Origin of the sequence: Serratia sp. Je.1.23.a, assembly GCF_051129805.1 — a bacterium.
GTDB classification, from domain to species: Bacteria; Pseudomonadota; Gammaproteobacteria; order Enterobacterales; family Enterobacteriaceae; genus Serratia; species Serratia liquefaciens.
In genome coordinates this window covers 215,907-234,583 of sequence record NZ_JBCPSR010000004.1, presented here as the reverse complement: position 1 = coordinate 234,583, position 18,677 = coordinate 215,907, and the positions used below count along the sequence as shown (strand labels likewise).

Genomic DNA, 18,677 nt, shown 5'->3' with positions numbered 1-18,677 from the left:
GCTTGCTGGATACCCGAAAGAAACAAGCGCCTCTTTTTAACTTAAAAGAAACGCTTAATCAACATGATACTAACGCTGCAGGGGTGCACGTCAAACGTAAAGATAAATCGCCATAAAGTGGCACAGGCTGCCGCCGAGCACGAAGCCATGCCAGATGGCGTGTCCAAAGCGGAATCGCTTCGAGGCGTAGAAAATCACCCCCAGGGTGTAAACCACACCGCCGACTGCCAGCAGCGTCACGCCGCCTAAGGCCAGACGCGTCGCCAACTGATAGATCACGATCAGCGACAGCCAGCCCATGGTCAGATAGGTCACCAGCGACAGCGCTTCAAAACGGTGGGCGAACGCCAGTTTGAACAGCACACCCAGCAGCGCCAGGCCCCAGATAACCGCCATCAGCCCCTTGGCCAAGGGTGAGTTCAACCCCACCAACAGAAACGGCGTGTAGGTACCGGCAATCAAAAGGTAAATGGCGCAGTGGTCAAACTTTTTCAGCCAATGCTTGGCCTTTTGATGAGGGATCGCATGGTACAGCGTGGAGGCCAGGAACAGCAGGATCATACTGCCGCCATAAAGACTGTAGCTGGTAATGGCCGTGACATCGGCACCGCTGTCGACCGCCTGCACCAGTAGCAATACCAGGCCGACAATGCCAAAAACCAACCCGATACCGTGGCTGATGCTATTGGCTATCTCCTCCGCCCACGGATAGGCCGCAGTGGCGATTTTTTCAGTCCCGGCTTTCACTACGCCCGTTTTTCCCATAAAGCACAACCCCTCAAAACGCTCAACATTGTTCGAAATTACCGCAAAGCAGCTTAACTGAGAATAATTTCAGTGTACACGTGTACGCTAAAATAAAACTGTGTACGCGTGTAACCATCGAAATCCCCCGCTCGCTGGTCTACAATCGATCCGCTTCAACCCATCTACCTTGAGGTTTACACCATGTCATCCGCTGTACCCGCGTTAGATTTCGGCTCCATGACCCAGGTCATCCAGTTCCTGATGGAAATCGACAAGTTGAAAAGCGTGCAACGCCGCACCAAGGTGCTGGGCACCCAACGCCAGGAAAACTCCGCCGAACACAGTTGGCACTTTGCCGTAGGCGCCATGAGTCTGGCTCCTTACGCCGGTAAAGACGTAGATATTCAGCGGGTGATCCAAATGGCACTGCTGCATGACATCGTTGAGATCGATGCCGGCGACGTGCTGGTATACGATCTGGCGGCACGTGCAGCGATCCACGATCAAGAGGTTGCCGCGGCACGGCGCCTGTTTGGCATGCTGCCGGACGCTCAACGCGAGTATTTCACCGCTTTGTGGCAGGAATATGAAGATGGCGAAAGCGCTGACGCACGCTTTGCGCTGGTGCTGGACCGCACCATGCCGATGCTGATGAACCTGCATAATGAAGGCCAAAGCTGGGTCGAAAACGGCATTAGCCTGGAACAGGTATTGTCACGCAATACGATGATTGAAGAAGTTTACCCTGAGCTGTGGAAACACCTGCTGCACCACCTGCAGGACGCCCAGCGCAAGGGCTGGTTGAAGTAACTCGATGCAGGCCGGGTGCATCCTTCACCCGGCACCACCTTCACAGCGGCTTGTGCGCCGTTTCCTTTGCGGCAATCACCGCCCACAACGTGATCAGCAACGCCACCACCACGTAGGCCGAGATCGCCAGCGTGCTGTCGTAGGACTTGAACAGCGAAGCGATAATCAGCGGCGCAAACCCACCGCCGATAATTCCCGCCAGCGTATAGGCCAATGACGAACCGGCGTAGCGCACCCTTGTCGGAAACTGTTCGGTGATAAATGCCGCCTGCGGGCCGTACATCGCCGCATGGATCAACAAACCGACCACCACCGCCAGGCAGATCAGCACCGGCTGGCTGCTGTCGAGCAGCACGAAGAACACAAACGCCCATACCATCGCCGCCAGCGCTCCGCCGATATACACCGGCCTGCGGCCAAAACGGTCCGACAGTGCGCCAAACATGGGGACGGTAATCGCATTGCCGATCGCCCCCAGCATGGTGGCAGTCAGCGCCAGCGGGCGCGGCAGGTTCAGCACCGTGGTGACGTAGGTCAGCGTGAAGACCACCACCAGCGCATAGAGCACGTCGGAGCCGATACGTGAACCGCCGGCAATCAACAGCGGACGCCGATGTTGGGTGAAAACCTCACGGATTGGCGCATGCGTAACGTCCTTCGAAGCTTCCAGCTTCAGAAACGCCGGCGTTTCCCCTACCCCACGGCGCAGCCACAGGCCAAACACCACCAGCACCAGGCTCAGCAGGAAGGGGATACGCCAGCCCCACTGTTGGAAATCTTCTGCCGACATTGCCACCGTCACCAGCGTGATCAGGCCGGTGCCAATCAGCGTGCCGCAGGAAGGACCGACCTGAGCAAAGGAGGCATTGCGCCCCCGCTGGTGCGGTTTGCCGTGCTCCATCGACAGCAGTACCGCACCGGCCCATTCGCCTCCCAACGCAATCCCCTGAATAAAGCGCAGTGTCACCAACAGCAGCGGGCTCCAGATGCCCCAACTGGCATAACCGGGCAACAGCCCCATCAGCGCAGTAGTCACACCCATGATCACCAGCGTCGTCACCAGCACAAAGCGCCGCCCCAGCACGTCGCCGAGATGACCGAACACGATGCCGCCAATCGGCCTGGAAACGTAACCGACCGCATAGGTGGAAAACGCCAGAATGGTACCCACCAGCGGGTCGAAAGACGGGAAAAATACGTGATTGAAAATCAGCGCCGCCATGATGTTGTAAACGGTGAAATCGTACCATTCCAACGCGGTGCCGATAGAGCTGGCGGCCGCCAGCCTGCCGGTTTTCGGTGGGTGAGCGGCAGAGTCGTCAGCGGACAGGTTCAAGGTCGGCGTTTCGGTGGTTGAAGTGCTCATGATGACAGCTCCTGAGTGATCAGTTGCCAGCCAAGGGCATAATGCAGGGCTTCGGCAGCGGGGATTTTCAGTTGGCGGCAGGCCAGTTCACTCAGCCGCTGGCCAGCCTCGGCGCTGCTGCTTTCGATCAGCAGCATCGGCAACAGATGGCGATTCTCACGCGACTCTTTCGGTAACGGCGAACTGAGCTCCGCGTCCGGCGACAGCAGGCTACTGCGCACAAAGCCTGGTTGCTCAGCCAGCAGAGCCCCCAAATGGCTGATGCTGGCTTTCAATACCTCCGGCTGCGCCGGTGTGAGGTTAACGATAGCCAGGTAACTGCCGCAGCCCTGACCGGTTACCGCCTCCACCGCACACACCCGGCGCATCGGGTCACGCATTTTATCGAGGCTCGCCACCGACCAAGGCGTTTGCTGGGTAAACGCAGCGCGGTAGGCCGCTGAGGTAAAACTGGCCAGTGATTCGGTTTTGTACAGGCCAAGATATTTACGCCCGCCGTGCAGCGCCTGATAACGGGTGCCCGACAAAAAACCAGGCACCCGTACTCGCTCTTCCACGTGCTCGCGGTCGTACCACTGATTGAAATCCGCCTCATCCTGCGTGGCGATATCTGTTGCGACAAACAGCATTCCGTTCGGGGAACCGGTCATGGGGACTCTCCTGTTAGCTCAAAGTAAAAATCACGCGCCGGCGAGGCAACGTTCGATTGCCAGCGCCCACCCCAGCAGCGCTTCGTCATGCAAATGCAGTGCGGCCACCATCAGGCCAACCGGTGCCGCATCGGCCTGCTGGCACGGCAGTGACAATGCGCAGCCGTCGAGGAAATTGATCACCGAAGGATTACGCAGCACGGCGCCATTGATACGGAAATAGGCTTCTTCATCTGCTTCCAACTCGGCAAGGGTCGGGGCAACGGAGGGCACCGTCGGCATCAGCAACGCATCGAATCCTTGCACTGCGGTACTCACCCGCCGTTGCCAATCGGCGCGCTGTGACCGTAATTGCTGCAGGTTGTTTTCATCCAGCGTTTGGCCGCGACGAATGCGTGACAGCACCCGTGGGTCATAAGCATCGGCATGTTCAGCAATCAAAGCCCGGTGCCAGTGCCAGGACTCCAGCGCGCTAAAACCGCCGTCGGCATTGATCGCCGCCAGCTCGGCGAACTCCTGACAGGGAATAAATTCAATTTGCGCCCCAGCCTGCGTCAAACGTTGCAGGCTGAGATGAAACGCGGTGGTGACCTCCCGATCCAGGCCATCCAGCACCAGGGTTTGCGGGACGGCAAAGCGTGCCTGACTCAAATTTTTCTGCTGCGGTTGCAGCGGCCGATCGGCTATTGCCGTATCCAGCGCCAGGCACCCGGCAACGTCATGAGCAATTACGCCTATCGAATCCAGTGAAGGGGAAAGTGGCAGCAGGCCGCCGCTGCTAATGCGGCTGGCGGTGGGCTTATAGCCGGTCAGGCCGCAGAAGGCCGCCGGGATCCGCACCGAACCGCCGGTGTCGCTGCCTATCGAGCCGAAGCACATGCCGTCGCTCACCGCCACCGCAGCCCCCGAGGACGAACCGCCGGGAATGCGACGAGCGCTGCGATCCCAGGGATTGGCGGGCGTGCCGTAGTGGGGATTGATCCCCAGGCCGGAATAGGCAAATTCGGTCATGTTGGTTTTGCCCATCACCACCGCGCCCGCCTGCAACAAACGCGCCACCACGGCGGCATGGGCATTAGCCGCTGGCGCACTGGCCAGTACGCGCGACCCGGCCGCAGTAGCCTCCCCTGCGACATCAAACAGGTCTTTGACCGACACCGGTACGCCGTCCAGCGACGACAAAGGGTTACCCGCGGCACGCCGCCGATCGGCCGCCAGGGCCTGCTCCTGAGCCCATTGAGCATACACATGAGTAAAGGTGCGCCGCCCCTCTCCCTGCTCGTCCGCAATTTTCAACAATGCGTCAGCGGTTAACCGCGCGGCGGTAAATTCGCCGTTGGCCAGGCCTGAAGCAGCCTGGGATAACGTCAGCTTTTTCATCAGGCCACCACCGGCAGCTCAATGCTGCTGTAATGGTGGCTGATGGTCCGCCCCAGCACTTCATCCACCAGTTCCATACGGAATTCGGTCGCCGGCCGGATGCCGCCAATCGCCGCCACCGTACCGCAGGCCATCGCCAGACCGTCTTGCGGCTGCGGTACTGTCAGCCCACTTTCCGGTAACTGTTGGCCGCTCAGGTAGCGATCCAGCAGATCGCCCGGAGTACGCAGGTTAGCCAGACGGCCCTGCTGATAGAGCTGGAATTCGCCGTTTTCCTTGATCCACGAGCGCAGGATCAACGAGTCCCAGTGCGCGATCACCTCACGCAACGGCCAGGCGGCACGAGCTACCGGCTTGACGCAGAGCTGTTTGGACAGGGCCACGCTGTGCGCCTCCAACTGACGATCGGTATGATCCGAGGCCAGCGAGACATACAATTCACCGCGATGTGTGAAGATCAGCGGTTCCGCTTCGCCGGAGCTGGCATTGCCGATAACTTCGATACGTTCGCTCTGGCTGAGCTGGTTAACCGCCACCCGGTAAAACAGAGGAATTGCACTGGGTTGGGGCACGCCGAGCTCGGCCAGCTCCCTGATATGGTGCAGGATCGCCTCGCGATCCCGGCCGGTCCAGCCGGCAATCACCAGGTGATCGATCTCGACATCCAACACCCCAGTGCCGCTGGATTCGGGTAAAGTAAAGGTCAGTCTCATGGCGTTTGTGCCTCTTTGGTTAAAATACTGTGAAATTTCACTATATCTTTAGTTACCAAATAAGCGATTTTCGTGCCATGTTTTTGTGTACTATGTCTAAAAACTTTCGTCTTGCAGGAGCAGAACGTGATGACCCTTGACGCAGAGAGCCCGGAACTCCCGACGGCAGAGGAAGCCGGGCTGTCACTGAATGAACTCGCCTACCGACGCTTTAAGCAGGCGCTGGTGACGTTAAGTTATAAACCTGGTGAATATCTCAATACCGCTCAGGTGATGAGCGAGCTGGACATGGGCAGAACGCCGATCAATCAGGCGATCCACCGGCTGGCCAATGAAGGATTGCTGCAGGTGATCCCGCGTAAAGGGGTGATGGTTGCGCCGCTTTCGATGGATGATGCACTGGAATTGATTGAAGTACGCTTGGCCAATGAAATGCTGTGTATGCGGTTGGCGAGCAAGAGAATTACGGCCCACCAGATCGCCGAGCTTACGGAGCTCAATCAACAAATCGAAGCCGCCAGTCAGCAACGCGATCGAGTAAAAATGATGACGTTGGATCATCAATTCCACCAGCAGTTGGCGCAAATCGCCGGTAATAATATGCTGGCGGACATTCTGAGCGTACTGCACGCCCGAGCACAGCGCTTTTGGGCCAGCACGCTATCACGCGAAGGCCACATGCGAGAGGTGATAGAGGAGCATCGGGCGATTATCGCCGCACTGGCCGCGCAGGACGATGACGCAGCCGCCAACGCGGCGCAAGCACACATACTGTCGTTCCGCAGTGCGCTACTGCACGAAGGATAAGCCGCCGTCAGCGGCCGCCGGCGGCTTCAATAAAGCTGCCGGTGACGTAAGAAGCGGCATCGGACAGTAACCAGACGATGATTTCCGCCACCTCTTCTGGAGTACCGCCACGCTGCATCGGCAGGCTGCTTTTTACCCGATCAACGCGCCCCGGCTCGCCGCCGCTGGCATGCATTTCGGTATAAATCAGCCCTGGCCGCACGGCATTTACGCGGATGCCCTGCGCCGCCACCTCCAGCGCCAGCCCGGTGGTAAGCGTGTCTACCGCCCCTTTGGAGGCGGCATAGTCGATGTATTCTCCCGGAGCGCCGAGGCGTGCGGCAGCGGAAGAGACGTTGACGATCGCCCCGCCCTGGCCGCCATGGCGCTGCGCCATGCGCTTCACCGTCTCACGGCAACAGAGAAAATAACCGGTAACGTTGGTGTTCAATACCTTATTGATGCGCTCGGCGGTCAGTTGCTCAATCCCCGACTGCTGAAACAAGATACCGGCGTTGTTAACCAGCGCGCTGATCGGGCCAAGGCCGACATCCAGCGCATTGAACATCGCCACCACCTGATTTTCATCGGCGACATCCGCCCGTAGTGCCAGTGCACGACCGCCCATGGCTTCAATTTCCGCCACCACCTGCGCTGCCGCGGCCTCATCTTTCAGATAGTTAACGCCCACCGCATAACCCTGTCGAGCCAATAACAACGCCGTGGCGCGGCCAATGCCGCGGCTGGCGCCGGTAACCAATACAACTTTCGTCATGTCGTTCCTTTCTCTGGTTGGGAAGTCAGAAACTGTAGCTGGCGCTCAGGAAGGCGATGCCGGCCGTTTTTTTCTCGACGATCGGGCTTTTGGCCGCGTCGCCCAACAGAGTATAGAGACTCACACCGCCCTGAAAGGCAATTTCTGGCGTCAATTGGTAGTTCAGCACGCCGGTAAGCGTGGCTTGCTTAAAGCCGCTGCCCGGTCGATACGCGGCGAAAGACGTTTGCTGCGCCTGTTGCTGCGTCACGCCAAAATAACCACGCTGGTAACCCTTGTTGGCCCAGGTGGTGCTCAAATCGGTTGAAAACGTCAATGCCTCGCTCAGCGGATAAACTGCCGCGATACCCAGATCGACGTATGCAGTATGCCCCAAGTCCTCATCCCCATAACGCCGTGCTTTGGTGGCCTGCATTCCCTTAACGTAAGTGCGAAAAGGGTCAAATTTATAGCTCAGCTCAATACCGGCTTCAAAAGCGCCATCCAAATCGCCCATGCCTTTCAGCCGCTTGTTGTGACCCCGCAGCGTTTTCACCTCTTCATCCCGTCCACCGTCATAACCCGCCAATAGGGCTATACCGAAGGGCCCGGATAACGGCAACTGCCAGCGAGCACCGTTTTGCAGCCCGAGGCTGAAGTCACCCCAGGCAGACTTCTCGTAACCGGCCTCAATATCGTACAGCGGCACGGCACTGTAGTCGGAAGCACCTTGATAGTCCGGCGCCACGGCCATGCCGCCGCTGAATTTCAATGATGCCTCTGCGCCATCTTGCGTCAGCCCCTGCAGAGGGAATAACACCAATAACGTCGCCGCGGAATAACCCAGGGTATTTTTCACCGTATCTGCCTTATTATTTAATAAAGGGTTGTAGCGCTACCAGGCGCCGCAATTGTTTTTTAATGCGTGGTTTTAAGCTTTTATAAAAATCCGATGACTCCGTATGCTGAATAAGAGGCAGGGTGGATAACAATGGGCCGCCATGATCCCCATCTTGCGCATCGGCGTGGAAAGACAGCATGGTCAATACCAACAATAAAATTGCGCCTAAGCGGGCAGCCTTCATTGAAAGATTGTCGATACGCATTTTTTCCACCTGAATGATTTATTCAGAGTCGAGCGTACTTGAAAAAGGACGGGGCTCCCTTAACGTCAAATTAATCCCAGATTAAGGTTTGCTTAAGAAGGAGCGAACAAACGGGATGACGTCGTTGTCTTCCCTGTGCGGTTGTAGTTATATAGCCGCCAGCGCCGTGACATAAACCGGATACCCCGTGAACATATTGCTTGTGGAAGACGATCTGCAATTGGGCAAAGCCCTGTGCCGTGCTTTGGAGCTGGCCGGGTTTGATTTGTGCTGGGTGCGGCTAGTCCATGATGCACAACATAAATTGTCTGAGGGCAACTTTGATTTAATGCTGCTGGATCTCACCCTGCCCGACGGCGATGGCTTGAAAAAACTGATCGAATGGCGCGCTGCCGGCCAAAATATTCCGATCATTATTCTCACCGCCCGTGACCGCATTGAAAGCCTGGTCAACAGCCTGGATTCCGGCGCAGATGATTTTCTGGCAAAGCCTTTTGCCCTGCCTGAGCTGATATCCCGCGTGAAGGCGGTAAACCGGCGCATGGCGGGGTTTGCCTCCCAAACCTGGAGCCTGGGCAACCTGTATCTGGACCCGATGAACCACCAGGTCACGCTGGACGACGAACTGCTGCTGCTGTCGAAAAAAGAGTACCGCCTGTTGCACGAACTGATGCGTTGCGCCGGTACCGTGGTGCGTAAGGCCGCCCTGGAACAGCGTCTGTTCGGCAATGGCGATAATGTAGAAAGTAATTCTCTTGAGGTGCACATGCATAATCTGCGACGAAAAATTGGCAAGGAGAGAATTATCACCGTACGCGGCATAGGGTATTTATTAAAAAAAGAGTCTCAGGGATGATTAGCTTCAAATCCTTTTTCATGCGAACCATTGTTTTCCAGGTAATGGCCATACTGGTGCTCTGGGGAATATTGCTTGGCTGGGTAAAATACCTTTATTATCCAGATGCTGAAAAGTACCTGGATAATCAGCAACGCATTGTCGCACAAGGCATCGCCAATATTCTCGATAAGACTGATATCACCGACAACAATTACACCGATATCATTAAAGATATCGAAGTCATGTATATCGACTCGATTAAAAACGGCATGCAAGACGAGATAGATTATCGCCCGTTATTCGTTGTTTACGACAGCAGTAATCGGATGATCTACGCCTCGCCGCAACAGGACAAAGCATTATTCCTGCCCCCTTCAGTGCTGTCCGGCACCATCAGTTACGCCAACGTGAAGTGGCATATCGCCGGCAGTTGGAGCGATAAACAAAAATATCGGGTGATTGTCGGCGAATCCTTTGACAACCGGACCACCATTTTCGGCAATCCGGCGGAAAGTACCGCGATCCCTTTGCTGGTGATCCTGGCGGCGATCATTGTCACGCTGCTGATCACCGCCTACTTCAGCCTGCGGCCGCTGCGGCAAATTGCCCGTACCATCTCTGACCGTAAACCAGGCAATTTATCGCCGATCAATGTACGCGCGCAGTATCAGGAAATTCGGCCTGTGGTGCTGGAAATCAATAAGCTGATGACGCGTATCGACGCCGCCAACCAGCGGGAAAAACGCTTTATGGCGGATGCCGCCCACGAACTGCGCACCCCGATTGCCGCCGTGCTGGCACAGCTGCACCTGCTGACCCAGGTGGCGGATAAAACCGAACGGCAGGAAATTATTGGCGACATGCAACAGGGGCTGGATCGCGCCGCATCGCTGTCACGCCAGCTGATTGATCTGGCCAAGCTGGAGTCGGAAGACTTTCCGCTCAAGATTGAAGCAGTGGATATCTACGCAGAAATCAGCAAATGCATTGCTCAACACGTGCCCTACGCAATGGAGAAGAACGTTGAGCTTTCGCTCGAGGGCAGTGAAAACGTGGTGATCGATACCGATCGCCATTCGCTGATTACCATCTTTACCAACCTGCTGGAAAATGCCATCAAATACGCACCGCCCGGCGGCAGGATCGAAGCCAACATCCGTTCGTTGTCCCCCTTGGGCTGCTATATTACCCTGCGTGACAATGGCCCCGGCGTGAGCCGGGAATACCAAAAACGCCTGTTTGAGCGTTTTTATCGCGTGCCTGGCGTCCAGCAGACCGGTAGCGGCCTGGGGTTGGCCATTGCCAAAAACCTGGCCGATAAAATCGGGGCGCAGCTACGGATCACCGAAGGGCTTGATGAACGCGGTATCGGGTTTGTCATCGACCTACCGGAAAGTTACCTGATACCAACGGAGAACTAATCCCCCATGACCGCTCCCATTTTACTGCAGCAGCACCAGCTTGATGCGCTGTGGCAGATCGACCGCAGTGAAATTATTGATACTCTTTATCGCCTGCAAGGCGGGGAGTTACAGCCTTACAGCGACTATTACGATGTACGCGGCTGGGATCCACACGATCGGGAAACCTATACGCCGATCCATGAACAATGCTTTGCCCGCGGCGGGGCATTTTTCGCCCTGTTCGAAAAAGGTCAGATTGTCGCTGCTGCGGCGGTAGATACTTTGCCACGCGGCCCGCAACAGGACTTGCACCAACTGCTGTTTTTCTACGTCGGTGCCGCCCAACGCGGTAAAGGGCTGGGCAAAATTCTGTTCCGCCGTTGTCTGCAGCAGGCCAGAAAAGGCGGGGTTCAGGGGCTGTACGTCTCCTCAATCCCCAATAAAAACACCGTGGATTTCTACCTGTCGCAGGGCTGCCAGGTGATTGATCAGCCGGATGCAGAGCTGTTCGCCCGCGAACCGGAAGATATCCACCTGGTTTGCTATTGCCGCTAACCGCCTATTGGGCAATACGGATCACCGAACGCACGTCGCTTTTCTTGTTCAGATCCCAGACTTCAGCGATCTCTGATAAGTCGTGCTCCTGGGTTTCGACCGAAATCTGCCCTGCCGCCGCCAATGCCAGAATTTCGCTGGCATATCTTTTCATTTCAGCCACCGGCGGGAAGTTGCCGGTGCCGCTGCCCATGATTTGTAGTTGATTACTGCGCAACACCGCCGCCGGCAGTCGGATATCCGGCCCGGCCATCGATCCGACGTTGATCAAACGTATGCCGCGTCCACCTGCGTAGGAAGACAAATCATGGTTGTTAAGCGTCGCAAGCAAGGCTTCGGTCGCTGCCCCCCAGATATAATCGACAATCACCTGATAGCCATGCGGCCCCGCTGCGGCGGCGAAAGCCTGTGTCAGTGCAGCCCCTTCCAGTCCAAGATCGACCGTAGCATCAACGTCCAGCGCATCCAGCACGCTCTGGCGGCGACCGGCTGCGACAATTCGTCCCGCGCCCGCCTGACGTGCAGCCGCCACTGCCAGCTTGCCTGACGTCCCGGTCGCGCCAACAATCAGCACCGTTTCACCGGGCTGTAACTCGGCACGCCAGTGCAGTGGCAACCAGGCAGCAAACGCCGGGTTAATCAACGCGGCGGCGGTAGCATCATCCACGCCTTTCGGCACCGGCACCGTCCAGGAGGCGAGCGTTCGTTCTGCCAGCGCACCGTGCGGCTGCCGGAAGGAGGCAAAATAGACCCGTTGACCGTCCGGCGCGTAGCCAACGCCATCGGTGCCGGGCACGATCGGCAGGATCTTCGGGCTTGAGTAATGCGTTCCGGCCACTATGGCGCGATCCAGTTGTTTGATGCCGGCCACGCTCACCGCGATCACCGTTTCCCCTTCACGCGCTACCGGTTCGTCGATATTGCCAAACACCGGTGCCTGCCCTAATGCGTTTACGATTGCTGCTCTCATCATGGATCCTCACGCCGTTCAGATGGCCCTGCGGCGATAATTGAAAAGGGACACTGCATCATGCCGTGTCCCTTGATAATACATCTAGCCGAAAAGTGTTATTGAAATTCGCTCAGCGGCAAGCTGGTTTAAACATCAGAAGCGCCAGGTCACGGCAACGTTACCCTCTAATGAATGACTGCCCTGGCGTAACAGTTCGCTGGAAACGCTGGCGCCCAAAGAGACCGCCTGGTTGAGTTGATACTGCACACCGGCCTGTGCGGCCAGCGTATCACGCCCGGCCAAGGTGCTTTCGCTATCAAAGGCTGAGGCGTTATACCCCACAAATTGAGCGCGCTGGGTCACCTTGTTGCTTAACAACTCATGCTGCCAACCCAGGCGCAAAGTGGCTGACAATGCCTGCGAGCCCTGCAACGGCTGTTGATACAATGCCTCCACGCCGAGCGTACTTTGCAGCGAGTCGGCGTAACGCCCCTTAATCTGCAACGGCGCGGTACCGAACCCGGACTCTTTGATTGTGCGATGAGTAGTCGCGGTATAGTCCAGCGCCGCGACCGGGCCGAGGCTGAAGGTATCGCTTAACGCAAAATGATAGCCGCCGCCCAAGGTCAATGACCCATTCCAGGCCGTCCAGTGACTTTTGCTGGTACCGCTGATGCCGGCAACATCAAACTGGCGCTTCATCTGATTATCCTCCGCCCCTATGCGGCCCAGACCGTAGGCGAAAGGCCCGGCCATCACGTCCTGCGCATAATTGAACTGCATCCCAACATCAAATGAGGTGCTGTTCGTACGTGCCCGATCGGCGCTTTTGGCATTGACCGTTTGCCCGCCGACCGCCGCGTGGAACCCGGTGGTCAGGCCCGCTACCAGCCCGTTACGTTTCTCGGCACCGAACAGCACGCCATAACGCGATGCGTTGTAACCGGCGATATTGCCCGTATTATTTTGCCAATTGCCACCGCCGTAAGGCAGAGCAAAGCTGATCCAATCTGGCTCGTCGCCGGTGGGTGCCAACGTCAGATTGCGTTCCGGCGCAGTCAATGCACGGGTTAACTGGCGTTCGCGGTCAAATGAGGTCTGAATCAGGCTGTTATAAGCCGACGGCTCCAGTTGAGCCAACGCGCTATTCACCTGCCGGCCTTCGGGGCTGGAGAAGTCCAGCGCGGTCAGTAACGGCCGCAGGTCATCCCCCGCCGTCGCCGCAGCATGGGCTAACGCCAGACCCACATTTCGTTCATTCGCAGTCTGCGCGTACTGGCTGTAGGCCGATGCGTCACGGGTTGCGCTGATTTGATATTGCCCGTCCTCCAGTGGCGCCACCCGGAAGCTCAGCGTCGGTGACTGTGCCTGAATGCTCAACTGCTCGAATTCACCGCTGACCTGGCCTAATTGCAGCAGGGAAGTACTGTTCATCTGCCAGTCCGAGGCATACCAACCTTTGACCGGCAGCAGCTCCAGAGCCCCGCCCAGACTGGATTTACCGCTAACCTGGAGCTGATCCCCCTGCCCCAGACCGTCAAACATCAGTTGCAAGCGCCCTTGTGGCCCTTGAAGATAATTGCCGTCGATCGAAAGTTTGCCAAAAGGAGACCCGGTGGTGAGCAAGCCGTTGTTGGTGAACAGCCCGGCATCCGACAGCGCATAGCGACTATTACCCGCCAATTGGGCGCCCGGTTGGATATCAACGCTATAGACCTGGTGGTCGCCGTTCAGCGTGGTTTTCCCGCCTTCGGCCACCAGCGCAAGGTTATCCTTGCCGCAGATATTGCCGTTATAGGTGAAATCAAAACTGTTATCCGCCACCTCAGTGACCCGCCCCAGCGCATCTGGCTGCAGGCCGAAGGTTAAGCGAGTCAGGCGAGCCTGGTTATTTTCGTCCCATTGTGCGTAGTCGGAAATTATGTCGCCCTGAATATTGGCGCCGCGCATCACGTTAATCGCACCGGCCAATGCATTCACCGACTGGTAGATGGCCGCTTTGGCTCCTTTCAACGAACCGGTGATATCGAAGTTAGACACCAACGGCGCAGCGCGGTATTGGGACAGGTCAACCCCAGCCCACTGCCAGATATACGAGCCACGGTATTCGGTTTCGTTGCCCAGCAGGTTGTTGCCGAAATCCAATCTGGCGGCGATGCCTTCTTTACCGGTGGCTTCCAGGCTGCCGCGTTGAACGATATTGTGGCGATCTCCGTATGCCACCAATAAACCGGTGCCGTAATCGCCGTTGGCTTGCACCCGCACACCAGGTGCAATACTGAGCGTATTTCCTGCGCCATCAATTCTGATACCCGCTGCGGCAACGCCGTCCGCCAAGATATCGCCGCGCTGCTCGACACGATTATTGCTGCCGTAAATGTGCAACCCAACACCCCGTGCTGCGGTATTGGCCTTACCGACAAGATACGCCGTGCCTGCCGCATTGCGCGCAAAATAACCCTGTTGGTTTACCACTTCCAGGCCGCTGCCGTAAATCGAGCGGCCAAAGAAGTTACGGCGATCGATGTCGTACCCCATGTCCTGCAGCAGCGCCAGCTCGGCCTCCATCATTATGGTGTAATTACGGTAATTTTGGTGGCTCATCAGGCTGCGATCCAGTTCAATGTGGGACATGTAATCATCATCCAGATCGCCCAGTACATCGAGAATACGCACCGGGACACCCGGCATGGCCCCTGCCAATACCTCATTGACGTGGCTACCGGCGAAATAACCCCGATCTTTGCGTACGTCAAAGGCCGAAGGGTCGTCCGGCCCCTCACACTTAGTACACAAGATAGCCTGCCCCGGCTGCGCCGGATTGCCATTGTCATCAAACAGGTGCGAACTCCAGCTGCCGAACGTCGGGCCAAACTGGGTCACACCATCAGCCACACCGGCATCAGCGCTGATGCCTAATGCATGGGCTATTTCATGAAAAATGATGACTTCCAGATCGGCACGGTGATCGGTGGGGATCAGTGCCGGCGAAGCCTGGCCAGGGGTAAAATCCATTTTCCCGATCTGGACGACGGCATGGGCACCGCTGTTCAATTCGCCGGCATCCTGGCCCTGCAACACTGCCTGAAGCTGGGTCAGGCTAAATGCGGCATCACTGACGTCTGGGCTCATCGCTCCGGCGTTCTCGTCGTCAAAGGTGCCGACGTTGATTACGCCCGGCAATTTGCCCGGTAGGGGTTTGATAATATCGGCCCAGCGTTGCGCGGCGCTGATCACCTGAGCCTTTTGCGCATCATCCAACCCCCAGGAGGAATGCTGGGGGGCACCTTCTTCATTGAAGTAGCTGCCGTCGGTTGGACCGTAGAAGTTCAGTTTAAACACCGTTTGGCCGCTGTTATTCCGAACGTCGTAAGTCTCAATTGCCTGCGCGGAACACAAGGGTAAAGCCGCAACGATTGCGATAGCCAACTTTTTCATAGTGCACTCCCTGTCAGTAAATCTTCCCTGCAAAATAGTTTGCTGATGACAATTTAGCCGCAGGGGTTTAAACGGAAAGTAAACTGGAGAGAGTCTTAAACGATCGGGGTAACAAAATGCAGAAAAATAAAATAACCAGTAATTAATCAAATATATAAGCAAGAAAACTCTCAGGGTTTAGCCATAAAAAAAGCAGCGCATAATGCGCTGCTTCCTGATGGCAAACCTCGCCGAATAAACTTATTCGTAATCGCTCATCGGCACGCAGGAACAGAACAGGTTACGATCGCCGTACACGTCATCCAGACGCTTCACGCTCGGCCAGTATTTGTTCTCACGTACCCCGGCGATAGGGAACACCGCCAGCTCACGGCTGTAGGCGTGCTGCCAATCGCTGACCAGCTCCGCCTGCACGTGTGGGGCATTTACCAGCGGGTTATCTTCCAGCGGCCATTCACCTTTTGCTACCCGGTCAATTTCTGCGCGAATCGCCAGCATCGCATCAATAAAGCGATCCAGTTCGACCTTGCTCTCCGACTCGGTTGGCTCAACCATCAGCGTGCCCGCCACCGGGAACGACATGGTCGGCGCATGGAAGCCGTAGTCGATCAAACGTTTGGCGATATCCATTTCGCTGATGCCGGTTTCTTCCTTCAGCGGACGAATATCGAGAATACATTCATGCGCCACGCGATGATCGCGACCGGTATACAGCACTGGGTAAGCGTCCTTCAAACGGGTCGCAATGTAGTTGGCATTAAGAATGGCTACCTGGCTGGCCTGCTTCAACCCTTCCGCGCCCATCATGCGGATATACATCCAGCTGATTGGCAGAATAGAAGCACTGCCGAACGGCGCAGCGGAGACCGCGCCCTGCTGGGTGGTCACGCCGTCGATCTGCACCACACTGTGGCCTGGAACGAACGGGGCCAGGTGGGCTTTCACGCCGATAGGGCCCATGCCTGGACCACCGCCGCCATGAGGGATACAGAAGGTTTTATGCAGGTTAAGGTGCGAAACGTCCGCCCCGATGTAACCTGGGGTGGTGATGCCCACCTGCGCATTCATATTGGCGCCGTCGAGGTAGACCTGGCCGCCGAACTGGTGAACGATCTGGCACACTTCACGGATGGTTTCTTCGTACACGCCGTGGGTCGACGGGTAGGTCACCATGATGCAAGACAGTTCTTCGCCCGCCTGTTCTGCCTTGACGCGCAGGTCATGCAGATCGATGTTGCCGTTCTTGTCGCAGGCGACCACCACCACGCTCATGCCCGCCATTTGCGCGGAAGCAGGGTTGGTGCCGTGCGCAGAGCTTGGGATCAGGCAAATATGACGGCCCGCTTCATTGCGGCTTTCATGGTAACGGCGGATCGCCAGCAAACCGGCGTATTCACCCTGTGCGCCGGAGTTCGGCTGCATGCAAACCGCATCATAACCAGTCAGTTGCACCAGCCACTGCGACAGTTGGCCAATCATTTGTTGGTAACCTGCCGCCTGCTCCGGTGGACAGAACGGATGCAGTTCGGAGAATTCAGGCCAGGTAATCGGGATCATTTCCGCCGCGGCATTGAGCTTCATGGTGCAGGAGCCCAGCGGGATCATCGCCTGATTGAGCGCCAGGTCCTTGCGTTCCAGACGGTGCATATAGCGCATCATCTCGGTTTCGCTGTGATAACGATTAAACACCGGGTGAGTCAGGATCGGATCCTGACGCAGCATGGCTGCCGGGATCGACTGGCTGTTTTTACTCACCGCGGCGTCCAGCGCGTCGATGTCCAGGCCGTGATCGTCACCCGCCAGCAAGGCAAACAGCGTCTGCACGTCTTCACGTGAGGTCGCTTCGTCCAGCGTAATGCCTACGGCACCGTGAATGTCGGTACGCAAGTTGATGCCGAAGCTCAATGCACGTTCCAGCACCGCGGCCTTGTCTTTCACTTCTACCGTCAAGGTGTCGAACCAGGTTTTATGGCGCAATGCCAGCCCGGCTTGTTGCAGCCCGGCGGCCAGAATGTCGGTCAGACGATGGATGCGCCCGGCGATGCGTTGCAGGCCCTGCGGGCCATGGTACACCGCATACAGGCTGGCTATGTTGGCCAGCAGCACCTGCGAGGTACAGATATTCGAGTTGGCTTTTTCGCGGCGGATATGTTGCTCACGGGTTTGCATCGCCATGCGCAGCGCGGTGTTGCCGGCGGCATCGCGGGAAACGCCAATGATACGACCCGGCATTGAGCGTTTGAATTCGTCGCGACAGGCAAAGAAGGCGGCATGTGGGCCGCCGTAGCCCATCGGCACGCCGAAACGCTGTGCAGAACCGAACACCACGTCGGCTCCCTGTTTGCCCGGAGCGGTCAGCAGCACCAACGCCATAATGTCGGCTGCCACGCTGGTGCCGATTTTACGGTTCTTCAGCTCGGCCAGCAGTGCGCTGTAGTCGTGCAGTTCACCGGTGGTGCCGACCTGTTGCAGCAGCACGCCGAACACGCCTTGCAGTTCCAGAACTTTCTCGGCTTTATCCACGATCACTTCGAAACCGAAGGTTTCGGCGCGGGTACGCACCACGTCCAGCGTCTGAGGATGTACGTCATCAGCCACGAAGAAACGGTTGGCGTCTTTCAGCTTGCTGGCGCGTTTGGCCAGCGCCATCGCTTCGGCAGCCGCAGTGGCTTCGTCCAACAGCGAGGCGGACGCCAGATCCAAACCGGTCAAATCCAGGGTCAGGGTTTGGAAGTTCAACAGCGCCTCAAGACGGCCCTGGGATACTTCTGGCTGATACGGGGTATAAGCGGTGTACCAACCTGGGTTTTCCAGCATGTTGCGCAGGATCACCGGCGGCGTCAGCACCGCGCTGTAGCCCATACCGATATAGGATTTGTAGCGCTGATTCTGCGAGGCAATCGCCTTCAGTTCGGCCAACGCCTGATGTTCAGTTGCCGCATCGCCCACCGGCGGCGGCGCAGGCAGTTGAATGTCTGCCGGCACAATCTGTTGGATCAGCGCGCTGAGCGAGCGTGCGCCCACCGCTTCCAGCAACTGCTGCTGTTGTTCTGCAGAAGAGCCGATGTGACGTTCGATGAACGCTTCGCTGTGTTCAAGTTGGCTGAGTGTCTGAGTCATTGCTACAAATTCCTGAATTCTGGCGTGGTACGGGATATAGCCTGAACTAAAACGCCCCG

Annotated in this window: 16 protein-coding genes; 5 read left to right on the top strand and 11 right to left on the bottom strand. The window is 57.2% G+C overall.

Annotated elements, in window-relative coordinates:
* Nucleotides 1–90: 90 nt before the first annotated feature.
* Nucleotides 91–765, bottom strand: coding sequence for a PAQR family membrane homeostasis protein TrhA (trhA, locus tag AAZT04_RS16645; protein WP_434681003.1), 675 nt, complete (start codon nucleotides 763–765; stop codon nucleotides 91–93).
* 183 nt (nucleotides 766–948) lie between these two features.
* Between trhA and AAZT04_RS16640 the strand changes: the two genes are divergently transcribed.
* Entirely contained in the window at nucleotides 949–1,557 is a 609-nt protein-coding gene (locus tag AAZT04_RS16640; RefSeq protein ID WP_048760837.1) for an HD domain-containing protein, read from the top strand.
* Nucleotides 1,558–1,597: 40 nt separating this feature from the next.
* On the opposite strand, the gene AAZT04_RS16635 is transcribed toward AAZT04_RS16640, so the two are convergent.
* From AAZT04_RS16635 to AAZT04_RS16620, 4 genes are read right to left on the bottom strand one after another with little or no spacing between them, the layout of a single operon-like run.
* The gene (locus tag AAZT04_RS16635; RefSeq protein WP_046372712.1) at nucleotides 1,598–2,923 is read right to left on the bottom strand and encodes an MFS transporter; all 1,326 of its coding nucleotides are present in this window, start codon (nucleotides 2,921–2,923) and stop codon (nucleotides 1,598–1,600) included.
* Nucleotides 2,920–3,573: a hypothetical protein gene (locus tag AAZT04_RS16630; protein WP_434680999.1), complete on the bottom strand. Its 654-nt coding sequence runs from the start codon at nucleotides 3,571–3,573 to the stop codon at nucleotides 2,920–2,922. Before AAZT04_RS16630 ends, AAZT04_RS16635 begins: the two co-directional genes overlap by 4 nt.
* A 30-nt stretch (nucleotides 3,574–3,603) precedes the next feature.
* Complete coding sequence (locus AAZT04_RS16625; protein ID WP_427692111.1) at nucleotides 3,604–4,953, bottom strand: amidase; 1,350 nt, start codon at nucleotides 4,951–4,953, stop codon at nucleotides 3,604–3,606.
* Complete coding sequence (locus AAZT04_RS16620) at nucleotides 4,953–5,666, bottom strand: DUF2848 domain-containing protein (RefSeq protein ID WP_046372710.1); 714 nt, start codon at nucleotides 5,664–5,666, stop codon at nucleotides 4,953–4,955. The genes AAZT04_RS16625 and AAZT04_RS16620 overlap by 1 nt, the downstream gene beginning before the upstream one ends.
* Nucleotides 5,667–5,795: 129 nt before the next feature.
* Between AAZT04_RS16620 and AAZT04_RS16615 the strand changes: the two genes are divergently transcribed.
* Nucleotides 5,796–6,473, top strand: a complete 678-nt coding sequence (locus tag AAZT04_RS16615) for a GntR family transcriptional regulator (RefSeq protein ID WP_115058096.1) — start codon at nucleotides 5,796–5,798, stop codon at nucleotides 6,471–6,473.
* 7 nt (nucleotides 6,474–6,480) lie between these two features.
* Here the strand turns inward: AAZT04_RS16615 and AAZT04_RS16610 are convergent, their stop codons facing one another.
* Genes AAZT04_RS16610 through AAZT04_RS16600 form a run of 3 tightly spaced genes read right to left on the bottom strand, consistent with a single transcriptional unit; the run spans nucleotide 6,481 to nucleotide 8,312 of the window.
* Nucleotides 6,481–7,227 carry an SDR family oxidoreductase gene (locus AAZT04_RS16610; protein WP_404780350.1) on the bottom strand — a complete coding sequence of 249 codons (747 nt, stop codon included), beginning with the start codon at nucleotides 7,225–7,227 and terminating at the stop codon, nucleotides 6,481–6,483.
* A gap of 25 nt (nucleotides 7,228–7,252) precedes the next feature.
* Entirely contained in the window at nucleotides 7,253–8,065 is an 813-nt protein-coding gene (locus AAZT04_RS16605; RefSeq protein ID WP_048760846.1) for a MipA/OmpV family protein, read from the bottom strand.
* A 13-nt stretch (nucleotides 8,066–8,078) separates the two neighbouring features.
* Nucleotides 8,079–8,312: a hypothetical protein gene (locus tag AAZT04_RS16600; protein ID WP_427692108.1), complete on the bottom strand. Its 234-nt coding sequence runs from the start codon at nucleotides 8,310–8,312 to the stop codon at nucleotides 8,079–8,081.
* Nucleotides 8,313–8,499: 187 nt separating this feature from the next.
* Between AAZT04_RS16600 and AAZT04_RS16595 the strand changes: the two genes are divergently transcribed.
* From AAZT04_RS16595 to AAZT04_RS16585, 3 genes are read left to right on the top strand one after another with little or no spacing between them, the layout of a single operon-like run.
* A complete protein-coding gene (locus tag AAZT04_RS16595) occupies nucleotides 8,500–9,168 on the top strand; it encodes a response regulator (RefSeq protein ID WP_020828488.1) in 669 nt (222 codons plus the stop codon).
* The gene (locus AAZT04_RS16590) at nucleotides 9,165–10,571 is read left to right on the top strand and encodes an ATP-binding protein (RefSeq protein ID WP_129984116.1); all 1,407 of its coding nucleotides are present in this window, start codon (nucleotides 9,165–9,167) and stop codon (nucleotides 10,569–10,571) included. The genes AAZT04_RS16595 and AAZT04_RS16590 overlap by 4 nt, the downstream gene beginning before the upstream one ends.
* Nucleotides 10,572–10,577: 6 nt before the next feature.
* Nucleotides 10,578–11,108 carry a GNAT family N-acetyltransferase gene (locus AAZT04_RS16585; protein ID WP_427692105.1) on the top strand — a complete coding sequence of 177 codons (531 nt, stop codon included), beginning with the start codon at nucleotides 10,578–10,580 and terminating at the stop codon, nucleotides 11,106–11,108.
* A 4-nt stretch (nucleotides 11,109–11,112) separates the two neighbouring features.
* On the opposite strand, the gene AAZT04_RS16580 is transcribed toward AAZT04_RS16585, so the two are convergent.
* The 3 genes from AAZT04_RS16580 to gcvP form a co-directional block, all read right to left on the bottom strand.
* Nucleotides 11,113–12,078, bottom strand: a complete 966-nt coding sequence (locus AAZT04_RS16580) for a quinone oxidoreductase family protein (RefSeq protein WP_129984132.1) — start codon at nucleotides 12,076–12,078, stop codon at nucleotides 11,113–11,115.
* A 135-nt stretch (nucleotides 12,079–12,213) separates the two neighbouring features.
* Entirely contained in the window at nucleotides 12,214–15,498 is a 3,285-nt protein-coding gene (locus AAZT04_RS16575; protein ID WP_434680995.1) for an autotransporter outer membrane beta-barrel domain-containing protein, read from the bottom strand.
* Between the two features lie 240 nt (nucleotides 15,499–15,738).
* Complete coding sequence (gene gcvP / locus AAZT04_RS16570; protein ID WP_020828493.1) at nucleotides 15,739–18,618, bottom strand: aminomethyl-transferring glycine dehydrogenase; 2,880 nt, start codon at nucleotides 18,616–18,618, stop codon at nucleotides 15,739–15,741.
* Nucleotides 18,619–18,677: the final 59 nt, after the last annotated feature.